We start from the raw sequence: 21777 nt of genomic DNA on the forward strand, positions 1-21777 counted from the left end.
CCGGCGGATGCCGTGTCTGGTCCGGTGGCGCTAGGCGTGGCCCCGGACCAGATAGTGGGCATATCGTTACATGAACGTACAAATGGCCTCTCTGTGGAGGAGGTCGTCATGCTCCAGGAGCTGCTGGGGGCGATCATCGCCGCGGGCGCCGTCGGGCTGGTGTACGCGGCCGCGGGCGTGCGTGTCATCAAGCAGTACGAGCGCGGAGTGGTGTTCCGGCTCGGCCGCCTGCGGAGCGAGGTACGGGCGCCGGGGCTCGCGGTGATCGTTCCCGCCGTGGACCGGCTGCGCAAGGTCAACCTGCAGATCGTCACGCTGCCCATCCCCGCCCAGGAGGGCATCACCCGGGACAACGTGACCGTGCGGGTCGACGCGGTCGTGTACTTCAAGGTCGTGGACGCGGCGGCCGCGATCATCAACGTCGAGGACTACCGCTTCGCCGTCTCCCAGATGGCGCAGACCTCCCTGCGCTCGATCATCGGCAAGAGCGATCTCGACGATCTGCTGTCCAACCGCGAGAAGCTCAACCAGGGCCTGGAGCTGATGATCGACAGTCCGGCGATCGGCTGGGGCGTGCAGATCGACCGGGTCGAGATCAAGGACGTGTCGCTGCCGGACACGATGAAGCGCTCCATGGCCCGCCAGGCCGAGGCCGACCGCGAGCGCCGCGCGCGGATCATCAACGCCGACGCCGAACTCCAGGCCTCCAGGAAGCTGGCGGAGGCGGCCCAGCAGATGGCCGACACGCCCTCCGCGCTCCAGCTGCGGCTGCTGCAGACGGTGATGGCGGTGGCGGCGGAGAAGAACTCCACGCTGGTGCTGCCCATCCCGGTGGAGCTGTTGCGCTTCCTGGAGCGGGGGCCACAGCAACCGGCGGGCATCGATGACTCGGCCGCCGCGCAGAGTTAACGTTCGGGCATGCGCCGGAGCTTCGTGATCGCCGTGGTGGTGGCCGGTATGGGACTTGCCTCGGGCTGCGGGGACGGCGGCGGCGGTACGTCCGCCCCGACGCCCACCGCCGCGCACGCCGTCGGGGTGACGAGTCCCGCCTTCACCGACGGCGGCACGATCCCGCGCCGCTACACCTGCGACGGCGAGGACGTCTCACCGCCGCTCGCCTTCTCCGGCGTCCCCGCGGACACCGCCGCACTGGCGCTCCTCGTGGAGGACCCCGACGCCCCGCACGGCACGTTCACGCACTGGGTGGCGTGGGGCATCGACCCGCACACCACGGCGCTGACCACGGGACAGACACCACCGGGCGCCACCCAGGGCCGCAACGGCTTCCGCAAGTCGGGGTACGGCGGCCCGTGCCCGCCCAAGGGCGACAAGCCGCACCGCTACGTCTTCTCGGTGTACGCGTCCGACCGCCCGCTCGGCCTCGCCGCCGACGCCACTCCCGACGACGTCCGCCGCGCCCTGTCCGGCCACACCCTCGCCACCGGCACACTCACCGGCCGCTACGGCCGCTGAACCCCGCCGGGCGGGTGACCCGCGGGAGGCCCGCGGGGCGCGTTGGGTGTTTTGCCTGTTTTGCAGTCATATCTTCATACCGTGTTCACTCTCGTACGCCGCGTCACCACCGCCTTCGCCCTGAGTGCCGCCCTCGCCACCGTCGCCGCCTGCGGCATCGGGGGCGCACCCCACGCCGCCCGCCCGGCCCCCGCGCATCCCGCGCCCTCCGCCTCCCGGCCACCCACCCTCGCCCCCGGCCCGAACGGCCTCACCCCGGTCTTCTTCAACGGCCCGCGCAACCTGGGCAAGACCGTCGCCCTCACCTTCGACGCCGACATGACCGCCGACCAGGGGCACCGCGCGGCCACCGGCGAGCACTTCGACAACCCTGAGCTGATCTCCACCCTGCGCGGGCTGAAGGTTCCGGCCACCGTGTTCATGACCGGCCGATGGGCCGACGAGTACCCGGCCGAGGCCCGCTCCATCGGCCGGGACCCGCTGTTCGAGGTCGCCAACCACTCCTACAGCCACTACGCGTTCACCGGTGACTGCTACGGCCTGCCGACCGTCGACGCGGACCAGATGCGGACGGACGTGCAGCGGGCGTACACCGCCTTCCGCAGGGCGGGCGTGCCGCAACCGCTGCCGTACTTCCGCTTCCCCGGCGGCTGCTACGACCGGCAGGCACTGCGCGCGCTCGACGAACTGCACGTCACCGCGGTGCAGTGGGACGTGGTGAGCGGCGACGCGTTCGCCACCGACGCCGACGCGGTGGCCCGGCAGGTGCTGGACGGGGTGAAGCCCGGGTCCGTGGTCGTGATGCACTGCACGCGCAGCGCCGCCCCGACCACCGAGACCGCCGTCCGCACCGTCGTGCCCGAGCTGCGCAAGCGCGGCTTCCGGTTCGTCAAGGTGTCCGACCTGATCGGGCAGTCCGGCGGCCGCTCCTGACCTGCCTACGCTGGAGGCATGAGCGACCAGGACGACGAGACCTACTGCACGAGCATCGACGCCACCAGGCCGCCGGTCGCGGAGGGACCGCCGTACGCGGAGTGCGTGCTGTGTCGCGAGCCGACGGAGTACCCGGAGTCGTACAAGGGCATCACGCTGTGCCCCCGGTGCGAGTGGCAGGAGGCACAGCGAACCGCCTGCTCAGGGTGAGCGGCGGCCGGTGAGCGCGCAGGCCACGGCGAAGGCCGCGGTCGCCAGCACGGCCGCCGCGGCCAGTGGCAGCAGCGGTACCGGAACCCGGCCGGACTGCGAGCCGGTGACCAGACCGCTCACCGCGGCCTGGGCCGGGGAGCCCGCGAGGACCACCGAGAGCAGCGCGGCCAGCAGCATCGCGGGCACGGCGCGGCCGGGCGAGCGCAGCAGCGGCGGGTTGGTGAGCGCGCCGACGGCCGAGCCCAGCAGCGCGCAGGCCAGGGCGGCGAGGACGCCGGCCGCGGCGGACTCCAGGGGCGGCACATGGGTGCGGTGGCCGTTGGTGGCGGGATCGCTGATCAGCGCCACGACCAGCGTCGCCGCCGTGCCCAGGGCCGCCGCCGCGCCGAGCGCCGTCAGCAGGGCGGCCAGGTGGGCCCGGCCGGGGCCGGTCGCGGCGGCGACGCAGGCACGGGCCGCGGGCGGCTCGTTGGTGACACAGATCCGCACCAGCCAGGCGGCCACGGGCAGCAGGGCCGCGGACGCGTAGCCGAGCGAGTCGAGCACCGGCTGGCCGCTCTGCACGCCGACGGCCAGGAACGCGGCGTACAGGAGGAACGGCGGCAGCCAGCGCTGGGAGCGTACGAGGAGCGCGGCCTGGTAGCGCAGCAGGGCGGTCATGAGCGGCTTTCGGGGTCGGGAGCCCAGCCGCCGGTGCTCACGCTCACCACGTGCCAGGGCGGGCGGGCCGTCAGCAGGGCGCGGAGCAGGACGTCGGAGTGGGACACGGGGACGGTGAGCCGGTAGGTGCCGGGCGTCGTCTCGTCGGCCGAGGTGAGCATCCGGCCCGCGTCGGGGGGCAGCTGTCCGCCCGGTGCGCCCTGCACGGTGACGACGGCGTGCGGGCCGGCCGGTGAACCCTCCTTCTCCGTACGGAGGTTGAGGGTGCCCTCGGCCACCGTGTACGTGGCGTCGGGCGCCCCCGCGAGGCGGCGCGGGTCGTGGTCGACGAAGACCACGGCGCCCCCGGCGGCGGTGCGCTCGGCGACCGCCCGCTCCAGCTCGTCCCGGGCCGCCACGTCGAGGCCGGTCCAGGCCTCGTCCAGCACGAGCAGTTCCGGCTCGGCGAGCAGGGCCTGGGCCACGGCGACCTTCTGGCTGCTGCCCTTGGACAGCTGGGCCATCGGCGTGCGCGCGTAGGGGCCCGCGCCGAACCGCTCCAGCCAGTCCTCGGCGGCGCGGGCCGCCGTGCGGCGGGACAGGCCGTGGATGGTGCCGAGGTGGGTCAGATAGCCGACGGCCGTGAAGGGCAGGGCCGCCGGGAACCTCTCCGGGACGTACGCCGTGCGGGGGCGGCCGGTGATGCGGCCCTCGGTGGGGGCGTCGAGTCCGGCGAGGAGGCGGAGCAGGGTGGACTTGCCGGTGCCGTTGGCTCCTTCCACGCGGACGAGGGTGCCGGGGGTGATGGCGAGGTCGACGCCTCTTAACACCCAGGGGCCGCGTACGCTGTAGCGGCGGCCCACGCGGGCCAGCTGTAGATCACGTTGCATGAGGTTATTTTCGTCCGGCCGTAGGGTTGGCCGGTGTGAGCCACGATGCGACATCCCCCGCTGACAGTCCCTTCCGGTCCGAGCGTTCCGCACGCGACGCGGCACCGCAGTTCGTGCTGCCGCTGGTCGTACGGATCGAGCGGTCGGCGCCGCCCGCCCGTACAGATGCGCTGGAGACCGCCGCCCGTTCCGTGCTCACGCTGCTGAGTGACGAGCGGGCGCTCGGGGACGCGGAATGGGCGTCCGCGGTACGGGACTGGCAGGACGCGCGGATCCGCAAGGTGGTGCGCCGGGCCCGCGGCTCGGAGTGGCGGCGGGCGGAGACCCTGCCCGGGATCACGGTCACCGGCAAGTCGGCTCACGTACGGGTCTTCCCGCCCGTACCGCTGGACGGCTGGCCCAAGGACCTGGCGAAGCTCCAGGTGTCCGGCACCGAGCTCGACGACCCGGAGCCGCCCGTGGACCCCGACCGCGCCCAGCCGGTGCTGTGGATGAGCCCCGACCTGGACATGTCGGCCGGGAAGGCGATGGCCCAGGCGGGCCACGGTGCCCAACTCGCCTGGTGGGAACTGTCCGACGAGGAGCGGGCCGCCTGGCGCGACGCCGGTTTCCCGCTCTCCGTACGCACCGCAGACCGCGCCCACTGGCGCGCGCTGACCGACAGCGGACTGCCGGTGGTCCGTGACGCGGGCTTCACCGAGATCGCGCCCGGCTCCTGCACCGTCGTGGCCGACCACCCGGCGCTTCGTCAGGGGGCGTCGGGGTGACTCGGCTCGACGGCAGGGTGGAACGGGGCAACCGCACCCGGCAGGCGGTGCTGCGCCGCACCGTCGACATCGCCTCCGTCGAGGGGCTGGAGGCGCTGTCCGTCGGACGGCTGGCCGGCGAACTGCGGCTCAGCAAGAGCGGGGTGTTCGCGCTCTTCGGGTCCAAGGAGGAGCTTCAGCTCGCCACCGTGCGCGAGGCGGGCCGGATCTTCGCCGAGCGGGTCGTCCGGCCCGCCGAGGAGACACCGGCCGGGATCGGCCGGGTGTGGCGGCTGTGCGAGCTGTGGCTGGAGTACTCGCGCGGGCGGGTCTTTCCGGGCGGCTGCTTCTTCTACGGGGTCATCGCCGAGTACGACGCGCGTACCGGTCCGGTGCACGACGCGGTGGTGCACGCGCAGCGGTACTGGACGGCGCTGGTGGAGCGCACGATCGACGAGGCCCGCACCGCGGGCGAGCTGCGTCCCGACACCGATGCCCCCCAACTGGCCTTCGAGATGGTGGCGTTGATGGAGACCGCCAACGCCGTCTCGGTGCTGCACGACGAGGAGGGCGTCTACCGCAGGGCCCGGGTGGGCATCGCCGCGCGGTTGCGGGGCGCGGCGGTGGACGGGGTGCCGGTGCCGCGGGCCGACTGAGCCGCCCGCACCGTGGGCGGCGGTTTCGGCATGGGCTTCGGTCTCGGCTTCGGCTTCGGTCTCATAAACAAGTAGCACGATCGTTCGTATAGTTTTACGGTGACCGTATGACTGTCACCGGAACGGACATCGTGGAGCTCGACCGGATCGCCGTACATGAGGCCCTACGGGTGGTGGGGCTGGCGGCGGAGGACGACTGGGGCCGGGACACCCCGTGTGCGGGGTGGGACCTGCGGCGGCTGGTGGCGCACATGACCGCGCAGCACCTCGGGTTCGCGGCGGCCGCGCGCGGGGCCGGAGGGGAGGCGGCCCACTGGCGGGAGCCGGCGGACATGGGCGAACCGGCGCGCGTGCACCGGGACGCCGCCGCCGCCGTCCTCGCGGCCTTCGCCGAACCGGGCGCGACGCAACGGGAGTTCATGCTGGCGGAGCTGGGCGCCGGCTTCCCGGGCCGGCAGGCGATGAGCTTCCACTTCGTCGACTACGTGGTGCACGCCTGGGACGTCGCCGCGACCCTGGGCGTCGGCCTGGAACTGCCGGACGACGTCCTCGGCGCGGCCCTCGCCGTGGCCCGACGGGTACCGGCCGCCCCCGAACGCCGGGGCCCGGGGTTCGCCTTCGCCCCGGCACTGGAAGTGCCGGACGGGTCCGGTCCACTCGAGGAGGCGCTGCGCCTGCTGGGCCGGGAGCCGGGGCGGTGGCCCGTACGGGGGTGAGTCCCCCGGCGCCCGGAGCGCGTCGGCAGAGTGCGGCGCCGAACCTCAAATGTTGCTCTGAAGCGGCGGGCAACGAGGTTCGGCGCCGCGCTTCGGGGCCATACCCCCGTCACTCGGAGGAGGGGGAAGCGACCATGCGACTGGGTACGGGAATCGGCTGGCGGCCGGAGATCGCCGACGTCGTCGAGCGCATGCCGGGCATCGACTGGGTCGAGGTCGTGGCGGAGAACGTCTGCCCCGGGCACCTCCCCGAGTCGCTGCTGCGGTTGCGCGAGCGCGGGGTGACCGTGGTCCCGCACGGCGTCTCGCTCGGCCTCGGGGACGCGGACCGGCCCGACGCGGGGCGGCTGACGGCCCTCGCCGAGCGGACGGCCGCGCTGGGCTCGCCGCTGGTCACCGAGCACATCGCGTTCGTCCGGGCGGGCGGGCCGCTGACCGCCTCGCCGCGGCTGGAGGCGGGGCATCTGCTGCCCGTGCCCCGCACCCGGGACGCGCTCGACGTGCTGTGCGAGAACGTGCGCATCGCGCAGGACGCGCTGCCCGTGCCGCTGGCCGTGGAGAACATCGCCGCGCTGATCTCCTGGCCCGGCGAGGAGCTGACCGAGGGCCAGTTCCTGTACGAGCTGGCCGACCGGACCGGCGTGCGGCTCCTCATCGACGTGGCGAACCTGCACACCAACCACGTCAACCGGGGCGAGGACCCGGCCAAGGCGCTCGCCGAGCTGCCGCTGGAGGCCATCGCGTACGTCCATGTCGCGGGCGGCTTCGAGCGCGACGGCGTCTGGCACGACAGCCACGCCCACCCGGTCCCGCGCCCGGTCCTCGACATCCTGACCGACCTCGCCTCCCGGGTCGCACCGCCCGGCGTCCTGCTGGAGCGGGACGAGAACTTCCCCGAGCCGGCGGAGATGGAGCGGGAGGTGGAGGCGATCCGCCAGGCAGTGACGGCGGGACGCACGACGGCCAAACCGCACTCCGCACCCGCCACCTCGGACCCGTCGGCGCAGGGCACGGGCGCTGCGGGCGGCGGTGAAGCAGGCGGAGCCCTCGGCGGCTCACGGGACGCAGCCCGGGAGCGGCTCGGGCTTGCGCAGGCCGCCGTGCTGTCCTCGCTCGTCGCCGGGACGCCCGTGCCCGAGGGGTTCGACCGGGTGCGCATGGGCGTACAGGCGCGGGCGCTGGCCGCGAAGCGGGCCGACGTGGTGGCGAAGGTCGCGCCCGAGCTGCCGGGGATCCTCGGGGACGGGTACCGGCAGGCGTTCCTCGGCTATGCGCAGGCGCATCCGATGACCGGGGGGTACCGGCGGGACGCGCTGGACTTCGCCGGGCGGTTGCTGGGCGAGCGGCGCGTCGAGGACCCGGCGGTGCGGCGGGCGCTGCGGGAGTGGTGGCTGGAGCGGTCGGGTCCGGTGCCACTGTCCCGGCGGCCGGTCGTGCGGGTAGTCCGGGCGGCGCGGAAGGTGCTGCTGCGCAAGGGGTGAGCCGCGGTGCTGCCAGGTGCCATCGGGGCCGTGCCCCTGACCGCAGTACTATGCGGATCCCGCACCCGAAGCGTACTGGCGTGCGGTGCAGGAGGCACCATGCGACCGCGACCCCCGATCAAGGGCCGAGGCATATTCAACGGCACCGGGCTCATCATCGCCGGCCTGACGGCGACCCTCGTGGCGTTGGTCTTTCCGATCTGGTCGTACGCCGACCGATCCGGAGTGACCGGCGCGAACGTACTGAGCGCCGAGACCGTGCAGACCCCGTACGGACCGCTGTCCGCGCTGGACCGGGACTTCGTCACCAAGGTCCGGCTGGCCGGCCTGTGGGAGCTGCCCGCCGGGCAGCTGGCGCAGGGCAAGGGCACCACCGATGCCGTGCGGACCGCCGGGCAGCACCTGATCGACGGGCACACCTTCCTCGACCAGCGGGTGCGCGAGGTCGCCCAGCGGCTCGGGCTCGGGCTGCCCAACGAGCCCAACGACCAGCAGAAGCAGTGGCTGGCCACGCTGAGCGCGGCGCAGGGGCAGGACTTCGACCGACAGTTCGCCAACATCCTGCGGTTCGCCCACGGCAAGGTGTTCTCCGTCGTGGCCCAGGTCCGGGCCAGTACCCAGAACTCGCTGGTGCGCGGGCTCGCCGACGACGCCAACACGACCGTCCTCGACCACATCAAGGTCCTGGAGGCGACCGGCAACGTCGACTTCGCCCACCTGGCCCGGGACTTGGCCGCGACCAGCCCGCCGGCCGGCACCGGCACCCCGCCGCTGACCGACCCCGGGGCGGCCGTCCCGATCGCCCCCTCGCCCTCCCCGACCTACACGCTCCCGCCGGCCGTCACCGGCCCACCGCCGACGAACAGCCCCTGACCTGGACGGGAAACGGAACGTCACGGACCGGCAACACTCCGCCCGGATGGCGAAAAGGGCATGGCGTTTCCCAGGCCCCTGGCATAGAAACACGTCATGTTCTGGGTCCTTCTCCTGCTGCTGGCCTGGGCCGTCGCCGGCACCGCGTGCACTCGGCTGTGCCTGGCCGCCGTACGCGCGGCGGCCGTCGACACGGACGACACGACCGCGGCCCAGGGGCACGATCTGACGCTGTACGAGGCGGCGTTCCTGTCCGGCGGCCCCGCCCGGGTCGCCGATCTCACCCTGGTCTCCATGGCGCGCCAGCGGCGGCTGCTGCTCGCGCACACCGGCTGGGCGACCGTCGTCGACCCGCGTGGGCGGGACGAGATGGAGCGGTCGGTCATAGGGGCCATCGGACCGGAGGGACAGTCCCGCATAGAGCCGGTGCGGTCCGCGGCGGCTGGGGCGGACGCCGTACGCTCTCTCGCCGACGGTCTGGTCCAGGCGGGGCTCGCGGTGCCGGACGGCGCCCGGACGACCGTCGGGGCCGGGCTGCGCCAGGTGCGGGCCGCCGCCCTGGCCGTCCTCGCGCTCGGCGTGACCGCGCTGCTGATGCCGGCTCAGACCGAGATGCCGCGCGATCTGGTCGCCGTCTGGTTCGCGCTTCCCCTCATCCTGACCCTCAGCTGTCTGGCGATAGCCCGGGTCGAGGCGCACCCGTACTCGCCCTGGGCCTCCCCGGCCGGCCAGCGGCTGCTCGGCACCCTGACCCGGCGGCCCGGCGGCGCCGTGGACGACCGCACGTACCTGACCTCGGTCGCCGTCCGCGGGATCCGGGCCGTCGGCGAGCCGGAGCTGCGCGCCGCCTTCGCGCACCGCGACCAGCCCTGGCACGAGTGAGGCCACCGCCCGGCGGCGCATAAGGGGCATTGCGCCCGACACCGGCCGGACGGTGCTTGCCTTCGCCAACGACCGCACGAAACATCCCTATGGTCGCCACAGTGTCCGTACTGCGGTGCCCGTGCCCCGTGCACCGAAGGGATACGCCATGCGAGCCGCCGCCCTCTACTGCACCGCCGGGTCCTTGCTCCTGACCACCCTGGCCGCGGCCCCGGCCGGCGGCGCCGCCGGCAGCTCGGTCGCGGCGGCCGAACTGCGCGGCACCCGGCTGGCCGCCGAGCGCGCCCGCACCGAGGGCATCGACTTCGGCACCTGCCCGGCCGAGGAGCACGCGCCCGCCGCCCTGCGCTGCGGCACGGTGAGCGTCCCGCTGGACTACACGCGCCCCCGCGGCAAGCAGATCAAGCTGACCGTGAGCCGGATCGAGGCCACCCACAAGGACCCGCACAACAGCAAGCGGAAGGTGCCCCGGCAGGGCGCCCTCGTCTACAACCCGGGCGGTCCCGGCGCCTCCGGCCTCGGCTTCCCGCTGATCGGGGCGCTGCCCGAGTGGAAGCGGATCGCGGCCGCCTACGACCTCGTCGGCTACACCCCGCGCGGGGTGAACCGTTCGGCACGGCTGTCCTGCGAGGACCCCAAGCGCTTCTTCACGGGGCCCTCGCAGGCACCGACCTACCCCTCGGAGTCGTACAAGAAGGAACGCATCGCCCGGGCGAAGGCGTACGCGAAGGGCTGCGCCCAGCGGTCCGGGAGCGGGCTGCGCCACTACACCTCGCTCAACAACGCCCGCGACCTGGACGTCGTGCGCGCCGCGCTGCGCGAGGACCGGATCACGTTCATGGGGGCCTCGTACGGCACCTACTTCGGGGCCGTGTACGCGACGCTGTTCCCCTCGCACGTGCGGCGGATGGTGCTCGACTCGGCGGTGAACCCGGACCCCGGGCAGATCTGGTACCGCAACAACCTGGAGCAGTCGGCCGCGTTCGAGAGCCGCTGGGCCGACTTCCGCGAGTGGGCCGCCCGGCACGACGACGTGTACGGGCTCGGCGCCACGGCCGAGAAGGTGGGCGACAGCTACGAGAAGGCGCGGGCGCGGCTGGCCGCCGAGCCGGCGGGCGGCACGGTCGGGCCGGGGCAGTTGCAGGGCGCGTTCCTGACGGCCGGGTACTACGACGACTACTGGCCGGGCAGCGCCGAGGCGCTGTCGGCGTATCTGAAGGGCGACCCGAAGCCGCTGGTCAAGATCGCCGGTCCGGCCACGGAGGCGGCCGTCGAGGCGGAGAACGCGAACGCGGTCTACACGGCCGTCGAGTGCAACGACGCGCCCTGGCCCACCGACTGGACGGTGTGGGACCGCGACAACACCCGGCTCGCGCGCGTCGCGCCCTTCGAGACCTGGGACAACGCGTGGACGAACCTGCCGTGCGCCTACTGGCCGGCACCCCGGCAGCGGCCGCTCGACGTGCGCACCGGGGCGGGTGAGCTGGCGCCGACGCTGATCCTGGCCGCCGAGCGGGACGCGGCCACGCCCTACGACGGCGCGCTGGAGCTGAACCGGCGGCTGGCCGACTCGGTGCTGGTGACCGAGCGGGACTCCGGCACGCACGGCCTCGCGGGCGGGCCGAACGAGTGCGTCAACGCCTACCTCGACGCGTACCTGCTGGAGGGCCGGCTGCCGGGGCGGCGCGCCGCGTGTGCGGCGCGCCCGGAGCCGAAGCCTGAGACGCCGGCCGACCGCACCCGCAAGCAGAAGCTGCGGGAGTCCCTGAAGGGCAAGGCCGACCAGCGCTGATCAGCGCGTCAGGCGAGACCCCCGACCAGCTCGGCCACCGACTTGCGGCGCCCCGTGCTGCATCATCCGGGGGACGACCCCCGGACCCCCGGCCGGGCGGAGCACGCCGACGGCGTCAGGCGAGACCCTCGACCAGCTCGGCCACCGACTTGCGGCGACCGGTGAAGAAGGGGACCTCCTCGCGGACGTGCATGCGGGCCTCCGAGGCGCGCAGGTGGCGCATGAGGTCGACGATGCGGTAGAGCTCGTCGGCCTCGAAGGCCAGCATCCACTCGTAGTCGCCGAGCGAGAACGAGGCGACCGTGTTGGCGCGCACGTCCGGGTAGCCGCGGGCCATCTTGCCGTGGTCGGCGAGCATGCGGCGGCGGTCCTCGTCGGGCAGCAGGTACCAGTCGTAGGAGCGCACGAACGGGTAGACGCTCACGTAGTTGCGGGGCGTCTCGTCGGCGAGGAACGCCGGGATGTGCGAGCGGTTGAACTCGGCGGGGCGGTGCAGCGCCATGTTCGACCAGACGGGCTCCAGCGCGCGGCCCAGCTTCGTCCGGCGGAAGAGGTTGTACGCCTCCTGGAGCTGGTCGCTCGTCTCGGCGTGCCACCAGATCATGAGGTCGGCGTCGGCGCGCAGACCGGACACGTCGTACGTGCCGCGAATGGTCACGTCCTTGGCGGCGAGCTGGTCGAACAGCTCCTGGACCTCGTCGGCGTAACCCGCGCGGTCCTCCGGCAGCACGTCCTTCAGCTTGAAGACGGACCAGAGGGTGTAGCGGATGACCTCGTTGAGGTCCTTGGCCAGCTTGCCCTTGTTCGGGATCCTGCCGGACTCGGTGGTGGGGGCGTCGTCACTCATGTCCCTTATTCTCCCGCTCCGCCGTGAAGGCTCTGCACCGGGTTGGCGGTGAGCTCCTGCACACCGCCGAGGTCGCCGCCCAGCTGGTCCACGGCGGCGTACGCGCTGGCGATGCACGCCGGGATGCCGACGCCGTCGTACGCCGCGCCGCACACGGCGAGGCCGGGCAACTTCGCGACCTGCTCGCGGACGCGGGCCACGCGCGCGTGGTGACCCACCGGGTACTGGGGCAGGCCGTCGGTCCAGCGGGTCACCACGGTCCGCACGGGCGTGGCGTCGAGACCGGTGGCCGCCTTGAGGTCCCGCCGGGACACCTCGACGAGGTCGGCGTCCTCGTGCCGGAGGATCTCCGTCTCGCCGTACCGCCCGACGGAGGTGCGCAGGACGACCATGTCCGGGTCGTCCCCGGCGGACGGGCCCCACTTCTGGGAGGAGAACGTCGACGCCTTGATGGTGCGGCCGTCGACGGGCGGGACCAGGAAGCCGCTGCCCTCGGGCAGCGAGACCGCGTCGCGGCGGTAGGCGAGGGTCACCAGGGCCATGGAGGCGTACTCGACGGCACGCAGCTCGGCGGCGGCCCCGGGGGACTCGGCGGCCAGCAGTTCGGCGGCCACGGGCGCGGGCACGGCGACGACCACGGCGTCGGCGTGCAGGACACGGTCGCCGGCCGTCACGCGCCAGCCGCCGTCGGCGTCCCGGCGCAGCTCCGTCACCGGTCGTGAGGTGAGGATCTCGCCGCCGCGCGCGGTGACGGACTCGGCGACGGACTCGGGCAGGGTGCCGACACCGCCCTCGACGCCCATGAACACGGGCCCGGTCTGCGGGCTCGCCGCCGCCTTCGCCTGGATCTCGCGGACGGCCTCGGTCAGGGAGTCGTGGGTCCGGGCGGCCTGGAAGAGCTGCGGCACCGCCGAGCGCATCGAGATGCGGTAGGCGTCGCCCGCGTACACCCCGCCGAGCAGGGGTTCGACGAGGCGATCGACGACCTCGCGGCCGAGCCGCGCCGCCACGTACTCGCCGACCGCCACGTCCTCGCCGACCTCCGTGCGGGGCAGGTCGGCGTCGCGCTCGATGCGGGCGAGGCCCTCGTCGGACAGCACGCCGGACAGGGCGGACGCACTGCCCGGGACGCCCATCACATGCCCCTTGGGCATGGGGCGCAGGGCGCCGCGGGTCCAGATCGAGGCGGTCGCGGTGGCGGGCGTGCGGAGGCGGTCGGCGAGGCCCACCGCGCGCGCGAGGTCCACCGCTTCGGGACGGCGGGCCAGCATCGACTCGGCGCCGAGGTCGATCCGTACGCCCTCGATCTGCCCGGCCCGCAGTTTGCCGCCGAGCCTGCGGCCCGCCTCCAGCACGGTCACGCGCGCGCCGCGCTCCAGCAGCCGGTGCGCGGCGGCCAGCCCCGCGATACCGGCCCCGATGACGACGACATGGCCCGTGCCCGTACGTGATCCGCTCATGGCTCCACCTTCTCAGACAGCACCGACATTCCCGCCAGGGCCATGTGGCCCTGCCGAGTCCCGACCGTGACCGCATCGGGACCGGCTCGGGACCGTCCCGGTCAAACGCGCGGGCCACTCGTGGCGTCGAAGGAGCGTCAGTCGTCACGACCCTCGGGGGTACCGATCCCATGCGCACACGACGCTCCGCACGACCGGCCCAGGCCCTGGCCGGAATCCTGGTCGCCGCCGCACTCGCGCTCGCGGGCTGCAGCGGCGCGAAAGACTCCGGCGGCGGCTCCAAGTCCGCGGCGGGCGCGGCCGCACAGGAAGACTCGGGAAGCTTCGCGGCCGACGCCGACGGCAAGGGCGGCCCCCACGCCGCCCGGGCCAAGGCACCCGACCTCACCGCGAACCACATCATCCGCACCGCCTCCCTCACCGTTCAGGTCAAGGACGTGCCCAAGGCGCTGGACGAGGCCCGCGCCACCGCCGAGAACGCGGGCGGCTACGTCGGCAAGGAGAGCACCCGCCGCGACACCCGGGGCCACGAACGGACCCGCGTGGTACTGCGTGTCCCCGTCGAGAAGTACGACGAGGTCCTCGCCGACCTCCAGGGCGCGGGCAGGCTGATCGACCGCACCGCGAACGCGCAGGACGTCACCGAACAGGTGGTGGACGTGGACAGCCGCATCAAGTCGCAGCGGGCCAGCGTGGCCCGGGTCCGCGAGCTGATGGACAAGGCGACCAAGCTCAGTGACGTGGTCACCCTGGAAGGGGAGTTGAGCAGCCGCGAGGCCGACCTGGAGGCCCTGCTCGCCCAGCAGTCGTCCCTGAAGGACCGCACGAGCCTGGCCACCATCACCCTGTCGCTGACCGAGACTCCGGTGAAGAAGGCCGCGCAGGACGACTCGCCCGGCTTCGTGGACGCGCTGGCCGGCGGCTGGCACGTCTTCGTCGCGATGCTGCGCTGGATCGCCCTCACCCTCGGCGCCGTGCTGCCGTTCGCCGCCCTGGCCGGGCTGCTCGTGCTGCTGTGGCTGCGGGTCGTACGCCCCCGTCTGCGCCGCGCGACGCCCGCGCCCGCCATGACCGCGCTCGGCCCGCTGACCGGGGCCCCGGGCGCGCCGCGGAGCCCGGCCGCCGGCCCGGACGCGCCCGACGAGGAGAGCTGACCGGACCCGTCCTGCCCCGTGCCCGTAGCGTGGTCTCCATGAGCATGAGCGGTGGACGGGGCGACAGGGAACGGCTGGTCGTGATCGGCGCCGACGCCGCGGGGATGTCCGCGGCGTCGCAGGCGCGCCGCATGCGGGGGCCCGCCGAGCTGGAGATCGTGGCGTTCGAGCGCGGCCACTTCACGTCGTTCTCGGCGTGCGGCATCCCGTACTGGGTCGGCGGCGAGGTGCCCGAGCGGGACCGGCTGATCGCGCGGACGCCCGAGGAGCACCGGGCGCGCGACATCGACCTGCGCATGCGCACCGAGGTCACGGAGATCGACGTGGACCGGCGGCGGGTACGCGCGCGTGACGTCGATTCCGGCGCCGAGGACTGGACGTCGTACGACAAGCTCGTGATCGCGACGGGCGCCCGCCCGATCCGCCCGGACATGCCCGGCGTCGACGCCCCCGGGGTGCACGGGGTGCAGACCCTCGACGACGGCCAGGCCCTGCTGGACACCCTGGCGGGCACGCGTGGGCGCCGCGCGGTGGTCGTCGGCGCCGGCTACATCGGCGTCGAGATGGCGGAGGCCCTGATCAACCGCGGCTACGAGGTGACCGTCCTCAACCGCGGCAAGGAACCCATGTCCACCCTCGACCCGGACATGGGCCGCCTGGTGCACACGGCCATGACCGGCCTGGGCATCACCATGGTCGACGACGCGACGGTGACCAAGGTGCTCACCGGGCAGGACGGCCGGGTGCGGGCGGTGGCCACTGACGACGCCGAGTACCCGGCGGACGTGGTGGTGCTCGGCATCGGCGTGCGCCCTCAGACGGCGCTCGCGAGGGCGGCGGGGCTGCCCCTCGGCCGCCACGGCGGCCTGCTCACCGACCGCGCGATGCGGGTGCGCGGCCACACGGACATCTGGGCCGGCGGGGACTGCGTCGAGGTGCTCGACCTGGTCTCCGGGCAGGACCGGCACATCGCGCTCGGCACCCACGCCAACAAGCACGGCCAGGTCATCGGCACCAACGTCGGCGGCGGTTACGCCACCTTCCCGGGTGTGGTCGGGACGGCGGTGAGCAAGGTCTGCGACCTGGAGATCGCCCGCACCGGCCTGCGGGAGAAGGACGCGCGCCGGGTCGGCCTCCAGTTTGAGACGGTGACCATCGAGTCGACCAGCCGCGCCGGTTACTACCCCGGCGCCTCCCCGATGACGGTGAAGATGCTGGCCGAACGCCGCACCGGGCGGCTGCTCGGCATGCAGATCGTCGGCAGGGAGGGCGCGGCCAAGCGCGTCGACATCGCCGCGGTCGCGCTGACGGCGGGCATGACGGTGGAACAGATGACGGCCCTGGACCTGGGCTACGCCCCGCCGTTCTCGCCGGTGTGGGACCCGGTACTGGTCGCGGCGAGAAAAGCGGCGGCGAAGGTGCGCGCGGGGATCTGTTAGGCGGTACCGCTGATGCGGGGCAGGGAGGTCACGCTCGGGGCCGACGACGTGGCGGCGGGCTGCTCCCCCGCGGGCTTGGCGTGGGCGGCGGACGGCCTGGTGGACCGCAGCCGGTTGCTCACCGCCTCGTCCAGGGTGACGGGCCGCTGCGTCTGCGCGGCCAGCCGTCCGGCCTCCTGGCCGAGCCGGGCCACGTCTTCCCAGGGGAGCCGTACGACAAGGGAGAGCTCGGCCTCCCCGTCGGGCAGCGCGTGCATCGGAGGAGTAACTCGCTCGTTCATCGCCTGATCCTCACGTCGGTTGACGAGTGATACGGGCGTCTGGTCGGCCGTGTTCACCGATTCGCGCGCCGAATCGGGGGCAGTACTTGTGTGTGGTCATCCCCGTCCATGACGTGAATCCGGTGCGCGGCACCCCCTGGGTGACCTATGCGCTCATCGCCGCCAACGTGCTCGTCTTCGTGTCGACGCCGGGCATCGCCGGCTCCGTGGCGGGCGGCAGCGATCTGGCTCAACTGTGCCATCTGCAGGCGTTCATGGATCACTACGCGGCGGTGCCCAGGGAGCTGATCCATCATCAGCTCCCTGGGCTGGTCCCGACCGGCGCCGTGGGGATCGGCCCGCACGGACCGGGGTGCGTGGTGGCACCGGCGGGCTACGACAAGTCCCCCGAACTGTCGGTCTTCACAGCGATGTTCCTGCACGGCAGCTGGCTGCACCTGCTGGGCAACATGCTGTTCCTGCTGATCTTCGGCAACAACGTCGAGGACCGGATGGGCCACGTCCGGTACCTGCTCTTCTACGTCGTCTGCGGCTACGCGGCCGGGTACGGCTTCGCGCTGCTCAACGACGGCTCGGGCGACCCGCTGATCGGCGCGTCCGGGGCGATCGCCGGGGTCCTGGGCGCCTATCTGGTGCTTTTCCCGAGGGCCAGGGTCTGGGTCCTGGTCCCGTTCCTGATCTTCCTGCCGCTGCGGCTGCCCGCCTGGCTGGTGCTGGGCTTCTGGTTCGCGCTCCAGGCGGTGTACTCCTCCGGCCAGGGCGTCTCCGACGCCGGGACCGTGGCGTACGCGGCGCATGTGGTCGGCTTCGTCGTGGGCATGCTGCTGGCCCTGCCGCTGCGCCCGGGCACCCCACCGCCGCCGGAGCCGCCCGGCCTGCTGTTCGGCAGGCAGGCCCGGCCCCGGCACACGTGGTGAATCAGCGGGCGGTCTGCGTGTGGACGTACTCGACGAGCCGGGTCAGGGCGTCCGGGTCGGTGGACGGCATCACGCCGTGGCCCAGGTTGAAGACATGGCCTTCGAGACCGGCGGCCGCGTCGAGCACCTCGCGCGCCTTGGTCTCCACCGCGTCCTTGCCGGCGAACAGGACGGCCGGGTCGAGATTGCCCTGGAGCGCCTTGCCGGGGCCGACGCGGCGGGCGGCCTCGTCGAGCGGGACCCGGTAGTCGACGCCGACGACGTCCGCGCCGGCCTCGCCCATGAGCTTCAGCAGTTCGCCGGTGCCGACGCCGAAGTGGATGCGCGGGACGCCGTATCCGGCGACGGCGTCGAAGACCTTCGCGGAGGCGGGCAGCACCGAGCGACGGTAGTCGGCGGGTGCCAGCGCCCCGGCCCAGGAGTCGAAGAGCTGGACGGCGGAGGCGCCGGCCTCGATCTGCACCTTGAGGAACGCGCCCGTGATGTCGGCGAGGCGGTCGAGCAGGTCGGCCCAGAGCTCCGGGTCGCCGTACATCATCGCCTTGGCGTTCTCGTACGTGCGCGAGGGGCCGCCCTCGACGAGGTAGCTCGCGAGGGTGAACGGGGCGCCGGCGAAGCCGATCAGCGGGGTCGGGCCGAGCTCGGCGGTGAGCAGGCCGACGGCCTCGGTGACGTAGGAGACGTCCTCGGGGGTGAGGTCGCGGAGCTGGGCGAGGTCGGCGCGGGTGCGGATCGGGTGCGCGACGACCGGTCCGACGCCGGGCTTGATGTCGAGGTCGACGCCGATGGCCTTGAGCGGGACGACGATGTCGCTGTAGTAGATCGCCGCGTCCACGTTGTGCCGGCGGACGGGCTGGAGGGTGATCTCGGCGACCAGCTCGGGCCGTGTGCACGACTCCAGCATCGGAATGCCCTCGCGCACCTTGTGGTACTCCGGCAGCGAACGGCCGGCCTGGCGCATGAACCACACGGGGGTGTGCGGCACGGGTTCACGCCTGCACGCCTTGAGGAAGGCACTGTCGTACGTCGCTGTCGGCTGCTGGCCCGTGGGGCTTCCGTTCGCACTCACGACGAAAAGTCTCGCACGCCCCGGAAGCCGACATGGCGGCGCCCTTCTGGGGTGTCTCGACCTGCGCGGCGCGTCCGTTCCCTTAATCTTCCCCGCATGGCTGCGGCTCAGGGACGACTGTCGGACGGCGCTGGCGGGATGGACGACGCGAAGGGCACGGAGGAGGCGGACCGAGATAAAGACGGTTCGGCCCCGCCACCCTTCCGGGTCGCGGTCGAGGCACTGCGCTGTGCTCGGCTGCGGCCGCAGGTGGAGGTGGAGCCGACGCCCGCCCCGCAGCGGCTCGCCCCCTTCGCCTACGCCCTGGAGGCCGCGGTCGTCGACGGCGACCAGGACCTCGCCGACGGGCGTCTGATCCTGCTGCACGACCCGGCCGGCCACGAGGCCTGGCACGGAACGTTCCGGCTGGTGACGCTGGTGCGCGCGGAGCTGGAGTCGGAGATGGCCGCCGATCCGCTGCTGCCGGAGGTCTGCTGGTCGTGGCTGACCGGCGCGTTCCAGGCGCGCGGGCTGTCGTACGGCGAGGCGAGCGGCACCGTCACGCGCGCGAGTTCGCACTACTTCGGCGGGCTGTCCGAGCGGCCCGCCGCCTCGCAGATCGAGATCCGCGCCTCGTGGACGCCGCGGGAGGGACTGGGCGGGGTCCCGGACACCGCGGCCCACCTGTCCGCCTGGTGCGACCTGCTGGCCCAGGTCGCCGGGCTGCCGCCGGCCGCCCCCGGCGACGCCTCGGTGGTGACCCTGCCGCAGCGCCGGGGGCCGCAGCCCCGCTGACGTCCGCCCGCCGCTTTCGCCTCCTGCTGGTTGATCATCATCTGGTTGACCATCTCTTTGTCGATACGGCCACTTTCAGTCCCGTAAGTGAACCCGCCCGAACCGACTCGATCTTCGGATGATCGATCGCGTGTCCGAATTGCACGGATTGTTACTCACCAGATCGTGATCATTCTCTAAAGGCGGACGCGTTTGGTGCCGAAGACGACTGTGACCTTGAAAGCACGGTTCGTCCCGGCTTCATCCCCAGAGCCGGCCCCGTCCCGCACCCCAGGAGGCCTGGTGTCCGTTCTCCTTGAGCAACCCGCAAGCCTGGTCGCCTACCGCCCGAACAAGCCGACCGCCATGGTGGTCGTGGCCGACCCGCGCGTCCGCTCCACCGTCACTCGCCATCTGTGGGCGCTCGGTGTGCGCGATGTCATCGAAGCCTCGTCCATCGCGGAGGCTCGTCCCCGCATCGGCAACCCCCGCGACATCTGCGTCGCCGACGTCCACCTCCCGGACGGCTCCGGCCTGACCCTCCTGTCCGAGACCCGTGCCGCGGGCTGGCCCAACGGCCTGGCCCTGTCGGCCGCCGACGACATCGGCGCCGTGCGCAACGCCCTGGCCGGCGGGGTCAAGGGATACGTCGTGACCGGCACCCGCACCAACATCGGGCTCCCCACCCGACCGGGCGGCGCTCCCCTCGGCTCCGCCGCCCGTATGCACCGCCGCCCCCCGGGTGCCCCGAGCCACCCGGGCGGCTACCGCGAGCTGTCCGGCCGTGAGGTCGAGGTGCTGCGCCTGGTCGCGGAGGGCCAGTCCAACAAGGCCATCGGCGTCTCGATGGGCCTGTCCGCGCTGACCGTCAAGAGCCACCTCGCCCGCATCGCCCGCAAGCTCGGCACGGGCGACCGCGCCGGGATGGTCGCGGTGGCCCTGCGCACCGGCATCATCCACTGACCCGCCGCCCGACTCCCCTTCCGCTTGCGCTTCCGCCGCCGACTCGTTCTTCCGTCGCCCGAATCCCCCAGCCTCCTCGATCGCCTCTTCCCACCCGCTCCCCCCTTCCCCGCCTTCCCCGCCTAAGCCGCCTTGGCCGTTCACCGACGTGAACGGCATGTTGCACCGACCTGACTGGTTTACGACCCTCTGGCGCCCGTCGACGGAACGTTCCGTCGACGGGCGCTGTCCACACACAGATACCCTTGACAGGTGACCGACGCCCAAGAGACCGCAGCAGACCTGCCACTGCGCATCACCGGAGGGACCCCTCCGGACGACGGCGAATCTTCTGCGGCGGCGCCGATCCCTTTGCTCGAACCGTGTGAGGGCATTCCGCCGGTGGTCGCCGACGAGGCCACGCTGGCGGAGGTGATCGCCGCCTTCGCCGCCGGCTCCGGCCCCGTCGCCGTGGACGCCGAGCGCGCCTCCGGCTACCGCTACGGCCAGCGCGCCTATCTGGTGCAGCTGCGCCGCGAGGGCGCCGGGACCGCGCTGATCGACCCCGTCGCCTGCCCCGACCTCTCCGGCCTCGGCGAGGCCCTGTCCGGCGTCGAATGGGTGCTGCACGCGGCCACCCAGGACCTGCCCTGCCTGCGCGAGATAGGCATGGTGCCCAGCCGCCTGTTCGACACCGAGCTGGCCGGCCGTCTCGCCGGGTTCCCGCGGGTCGGCCTCGGCGCGATGGTCGAGAGCGTGCTCGGATACGTCCTCGAAAAGGGGCACTCCGCCGTCGACTGGTCGACCCGGCCGCTGCCCGAGCCCTGGCTGCGCTACGCGGCCCTCGACGTCGAGCTCCTCGTCGACCTGCGCGACGCCCTGGAGAAGGAGCTGGACCGGCAGGGCAAGCTGGAGTGGGCCCGGCAGGAGTTCGAGGCGATCGCGACCGCGCCGCCCGCCGAGCCGCGCAAGGACCCGTGGCGGCGCACCTCCGGGATGCACAAGGTGCGCCGGCGGCGGCAGCTCGGCGTGGTGCGGGAGCTCTGGGAGACCCGGGACCGGATCGCCCAGCGGCGCGACGTGTCGCCGGGCAAGGTGCTCAGCGACTCCGCGATCGTGGAGGCGGCGCTCGCCCTGCCCGCCAACGTGCACGCGCTCTCGGCGCTGAACGGGTTCGGGCACCGGATGGGGCGCCGGCAGCTGGAGCAGTGGCAGGCCGCCGTGGACCGCGTGAAGGCGCTGACCGAGGGGCAGCTGCCGCAGCCGGGACAGGCGGTCACCGGGCCGCCGCCGCCCCGGGCCTGGGCCGACAAGGACCCGGCCGCCGCGGCTCGGCTCGCCGCCGCGCGGGCCGCGGTCTCGGCGGTGGCCGAGCGGCTCACGATGCCCCAGGAGAACCTGATCGCGCCCGACACCGTGCGACGGCTGTGCTGGGAGCCGCCGAAGTCCCTCGACGACGAGTCTGTGGCGGCGGCGCTCGCCGGGTACGGCGCCCGCGCCTGGCAGGTGGAGCAGGTGGCGCCGACGCTGGTGACCGCGCTGGCGGTCAAGGAGCCCCCGAGTTCCTGACGGCCGACGCCGCCCGGCGGGCTCTGCGGGGCCCGCGCAAGCGGAACCGGCA

Annotated in this window: 23 protein-coding genes; 17 read left to right on the forward strand and 6 right to left on the reverse strand. The window is 73.3% G+C overall.

Going from position 1 to position 21777, the window contains the following annotated elements; translation table 11 throughout:
* The first annotated feature begins 108 nt into the window (after positions 1-108).
* From ACWGKT_RS25555 to ACWGKT_RS25570, 4 genes are all read left to right on the forward strand, one after another.
* Positions 109-909: a slipin family protein gene (locus ACWGKT_RS25555; protein ID WP_453275529.1), complete on the forward strand. Its 801-nt coding sequence runs from the start codon at positions 109-111 to the stop codon at positions 907-909.
* A 9-nt stretch (positions 910-918) separates the two neighbouring features.
* Positions 919-1473 (forward strand): YbhB/YbcL family Raf kinase inhibitor-like protein, encoded by a 555-nt coding sequence (locus tag ACWGKT_RS25560; protein ID WP_453275530.1) that lies wholly within the window; start codon positions 919-921, stop codon positions 1471-1473.
* Positions 1474-1554: 81 nt separating this feature from the next.
* Complete coding sequence (locus ACWGKT_RS25565) at positions 1555-2406, forward strand: polysaccharide deacetylase family protein (RefSeq protein WP_356154300.1); 852 nt, start codon at positions 1555-1557, stop codon at positions 2404-2406.
* Between the two features lie 18 nt (positions 2407-2424).
* On the forward strand, positions 2425-2616 hold the full coding sequence (locus tag ACWGKT_RS25570; protein WP_356154297.1) for a hypothetical protein: 192 nt from the start codon (positions 2425-2427) through the stop codon (positions 2614-2616).
* Here the strand turns inward: ACWGKT_RS25570 and ACWGKT_RS25575 are convergent.
* Together ACWGKT_RS25575 and ACWGKT_RS25580 are read right to left on the reverse strand one after the other, a co-directional pair.
* Complete coding sequence (locus ACWGKT_RS25575; RefSeq protein ID WP_453275531.1) at positions 2608-3279, reverse strand: ABC transporter; 672 nt, start codon at positions 3277-3279, stop codon at positions 2608-2610. The genes ACWGKT_RS25570 and ACWGKT_RS25575 overlap by 9 nt on opposite strands.
* A complete protein-coding gene (locus ACWGKT_RS25580; RefSeq protein ID WP_453275532.1) occupies positions 3276-4148 on the reverse strand; it encodes an ABC transporter ATP-binding protein in 873 nt (290 codons plus the stop codon). The genes ACWGKT_RS25575 and ACWGKT_RS25580 overlap by 4 nt, the downstream gene beginning before the upstream one ends.
* Before the next feature lie 35 nt (positions 4149-4183).
* On the opposite strand from ACWGKT_RS25580, the gene ACWGKT_RS25585 reads away from it, so the two are divergent.
* The 7 genes from ACWGKT_RS25585 to ACWGKT_RS25615 all read left to right on the forward strand — a co-directional run bounded on the left by ACWGKT_RS25585 (position 4184) and on the right by ACWGKT_RS25615 (position 11294).
* Positions 4184-4915 (forward strand): peptidyl-tRNA hydrolase, encoded by a 732-nt coding sequence (locus ACWGKT_RS25585; protein WP_453275533.1) that lies wholly within the window; start codon positions 4184-4186, stop codon positions 4913-4915.
* On the forward strand, positions 4912-5550 hold the full coding sequence (locus ACWGKT_RS25590) for a TetR/AcrR family transcriptional regulator (RefSeq protein WP_453275534.1): 639 nt from the start codon (positions 4912-4914) through the stop codon (positions 5548-5550). Before ACWGKT_RS25585 ends, ACWGKT_RS25590 begins: the two co-directional genes overlap by 4 nt.
* 107 nt (positions 5551-5657) lie before the next feature.
* The gene (locus ACWGKT_RS25595) at positions 5658-6266 is read left to right on the forward strand and encodes a TIGR03086 family metal-binding protein (protein ID WP_453275535.1); all 609 of its coding nucleotides are present in this window, start codon (positions 5658-5660) and stop codon (positions 6264-6266) included.
* Between the two features lie 134 nt (positions 6267-6400).
* Positions 6401-7747 carry a DUF692 domain-containing protein gene (locus tag ACWGKT_RS25600; RefSeq protein WP_453275536.1) on the forward strand — a complete coding sequence of 449 codons (1347 nt, stop codon included), beginning with the start codon at positions 6401-6403 and terminating at the stop codon, positions 7745-7747.
* A gap of 99 nt (positions 7748-7846) precedes the next feature.
* Entirely contained in the window at positions 7847-8620 is a 774-nt protein-coding gene (locus ACWGKT_RS25605) for a DUF4142 domain-containing protein (RefSeq protein ID WP_356154279.1), read from the forward strand.
* A gap of 96 nt (positions 8621-8716) precedes the next feature.
* Positions 8717-9502 carry a TIGR04222 domain-containing membrane protein gene (locus ACWGKT_RS25610; protein ID WP_356154277.1) on the forward strand — a complete coding sequence of 262 codons (786 nt, stop codon included), beginning with the start codon at positions 8717-8719 and terminating at the stop codon, positions 9500-9502.
* A gap of 148 nt (positions 9503-9650) precedes the next feature.
* Positions 9651-11294, forward strand: coding sequence for an alpha/beta hydrolase (locus ACWGKT_RS25615; RefSeq protein ID WP_453275537.1), 1644 nt, complete (start codon positions 9651-9653; stop codon positions 11292-11294).
* Positions 11295-11409: 115 nt separating this feature from the next.
* Here the strand turns inward: ACWGKT_RS25615 and hemQ are convergent, their stop codons facing one another.
* Both hemQ and hemG read right to left on the reverse strand, forming a co-directional pair.
* Entirely contained in the window at positions 11410-12141 is a 732-nt protein-coding gene (hemQ, locus tag ACWGKT_RS25620) for a hydrogen peroxide-dependent heme synthase (RefSeq protein WP_356153538.1), read from the reverse strand.
* A 5-nt stretch (positions 12142-12146) separates the two neighbouring features.
* Positions 12147-13601: a protoporphyrinogen oxidase gene (gene hemG, locus ACWGKT_RS25625; RefSeq protein ID WP_453275538.1), complete on the reverse strand. Its 1455-nt coding sequence runs from the start codon at positions 13599-13601 to the stop codon at positions 12147-12149.
* A 170-nt stretch (positions 13602-13771) separates the two neighbouring features.
* Between hemG and ACWGKT_RS25630 the strand changes: the two genes are divergently transcribed.
* Together ACWGKT_RS25630 and ACWGKT_RS25635 are read left to right on the forward strand one after the other, a co-directional pair.
* Positions 13772-14755, forward strand: a complete 984-nt coding sequence (locus ACWGKT_RS25630) for a DUF4349 domain-containing protein (protein ID WP_453275539.1) — start codon at positions 13772-13774, stop codon at positions 14753-14755.
* Positions 14756-14793: 38 nt separating this feature from the next.
* Entirely contained in the window at positions 14794-16194 is a 1401-nt protein-coding gene (locus ACWGKT_RS25635) for an FAD-dependent oxidoreductase (protein WP_356153547.1), read from the forward strand.
* On the opposite strand, the gene ACWGKT_RS25640 is transcribed toward ACWGKT_RS25635, so the two are convergent.
* Positions 16191-16475 carry a hypothetical protein gene (locus ACWGKT_RS25640; RefSeq protein WP_235460202.1) on the reverse strand — a complete coding sequence of 95 codons (285 nt, stop codon included), beginning with the start codon at positions 16473-16475 and terminating at the stop codon, positions 16191-16193. The genes ACWGKT_RS25635 and ACWGKT_RS25640 overlap by 4 nt on opposite strands.
* Positions 16476-16567: 92 nt before the next feature.
* On the opposite strand from ACWGKT_RS25640, the gene ACWGKT_RS25645 reads away from it, so the two are divergent.
* Positions 16568-17392 carry a rhomboid family intramembrane serine protease gene (locus ACWGKT_RS25645; protein ID WP_453275540.1) on the forward strand — a complete coding sequence of 275 codons (825 nt, stop codon included), beginning with the start codon at positions 16568-16570 and terminating at the stop codon, positions 17390-17392.
* Between the two features lies 1 nt (position 17393).
* Here ACWGKT_RS25645 and hemE read toward each other — a convergent pair whose 3' ends face one another.
* Positions 17394-18461, reverse strand: a complete 1068-nt coding sequence (hemE, locus tag ACWGKT_RS25650; RefSeq protein WP_453275541.1) for a uroporphyrinogen decarboxylase — start codon at positions 18459-18461, stop codon at positions 17394-17396.
* Between the two features lie 96 nt (positions 18462-18557).
* On the opposite strand from hemE, the gene ACWGKT_RS25655 reads away from it, so the two are divergent.
* The 3 genes from ACWGKT_RS25655 (at position 18558) to ACWGKT_RS25665 (ending at position 21725) form a co-directional block, all read left to right on the forward strand.
* Positions 18558-19235, forward strand: coding sequence for a DUF3000 domain-containing protein (locus tag ACWGKT_RS25655; protein ID WP_356153556.1), 678 nt, complete (start codon positions 18558-18560; stop codon positions 19233-19235).
* A 282-nt stretch (positions 19236-19517) separates the two neighbouring features.
* A complete protein-coding gene (locus ACWGKT_RS25660; protein ID WP_235460195.1) occupies positions 19518-20177 on the forward strand; it encodes a response regulator transcription factor in 660 nt (219 codons plus the stop codon).
* A 252-nt stretch (positions 20178-20429) separates the two neighbouring features.
* Entirely contained in the window at positions 20430-21725 is a 1296-nt protein-coding gene (locus ACWGKT_RS25665) for an HRDC domain-containing protein (RefSeq protein WP_453275542.1), read from the forward strand.
* Positions 21726-21777 lie beyond the last annotated feature (52 nt).

The sequence above is a fragment of the Streptomyces sp. NPDC054794 genome, assembly GCF_053611585.1.

Bases quoted from the DNA above. Each gene is read 5' to 3' on its own strand.
- ACWGKT_RS25595 (WP_453275535.1), top strand. From the start codon at position 5,658: ATGACTGTCACCGGAACGGACATCGTGGAGCTCGACCGGATCGCCGTA.
- ACWGKT_RS25630 (WP_453275539.1), top strand. From the start codon at position 13,772: ATGCGCACACGACGCTCCGCACGACCGGCCCAGGCCCTGGCCGGAATC.
- ACWGKT_RS25635 (WP_356153547.1), top strand. From the start codon at position 14,794: ATGAGCATGAGCGGTGGACGGGGCGACAGGGAACGGCTGGTCGTGATC.
- ACWGKT_RS25580 (WP_453275532.1), bottom strand. From the start codon at position 4,148: ATGCAACGTGATCTACAGCTGGCCCGCGTGGGCCGCCGCTACAGCGTA.
- ACWGKT_RS25575 (WP_453275531.1), bottom strand. From the start codon at position 3,279: ATGACCGCCCTGCTGCGCTACCAGGCCGCGCTCCTCGTACGCTCCCAG.
- ACWGKT_RS25600 (WP_453275536.1), top strand. From the start codon at position 6,401: ATGCGACTGGGTACGGGAATCGGCTGGCGGCCGGAGATCGCCGACGTC.
- hemG (WP_453275538.1), bottom strand. From the start codon at position 13,601: ATGAGCGGATCACGTACGGGCACGGGCCATGTCGTCGTCATCGGGGCC.
- ACWGKT_RS25605 (WP_356154279.1), top strand. From the start codon at position 7,847: ATGCGACCGCGACCCCCGATCAAGGGCCGAGGCATATTCAACGGCACC.
- ACWGKT_RS25615 (WP_453275537.1), top strand. From the start codon at position 9,651: ATGCGAGCCGCCGCCCTCTACTGCACCGCCGGGTCCTTGCTCCTGACC.
- ACWGKT_RS25555 (WP_453275529.1), top strand. From the start codon at position 109: ATGCTCCAGGAGCTGCTGGGGGCGATCATCGCCGCGGGCGCCGTCGGG.
- ACWGKT_RS25560 (WP_453275530.1), top strand. From the start codon at position 919: ATGCGCCGGAGCTTCGTGATCGCCGTGGTGGTGGCCGGTATGGGACTT.
- ACWGKT_RS25640 (WP_235460202.1), bottom strand. From the start codon at position 16,475: ATGAACGAGCGAGTTACTCCTCCGATGCACGCGCTGCCCGACGGGGAG.
- ACWGKT_RS25610 (WP_356154277.1), top strand. From the start codon at position 8,717: ATGTTCTGGGTCCTTCTCCTGCTGCTGGCCTGGGCCGTCGCCGGCACC.
- ACWGKT_RS25655 (WP_356153556.1), top strand. From the start codon at position 18,558: ATGGCTGCGGCTCAGGGACGACTGTCGGACGGCGCTGGCGGGATGGAC.
- hemQ (WP_356153538.1), bottom strand. From the start codon at position 12,141: ATGAGTGACGACGCCCCCACCACCGAGTCCGGCAGGATCCCGAACAAG.
- ACWGKT_RS25570 (WP_356154297.1), top strand. From the start codon at position 2,425: ATGAGCGACCAGGACGACGAGACCTACTGCACGAGCATCGACGCCACC.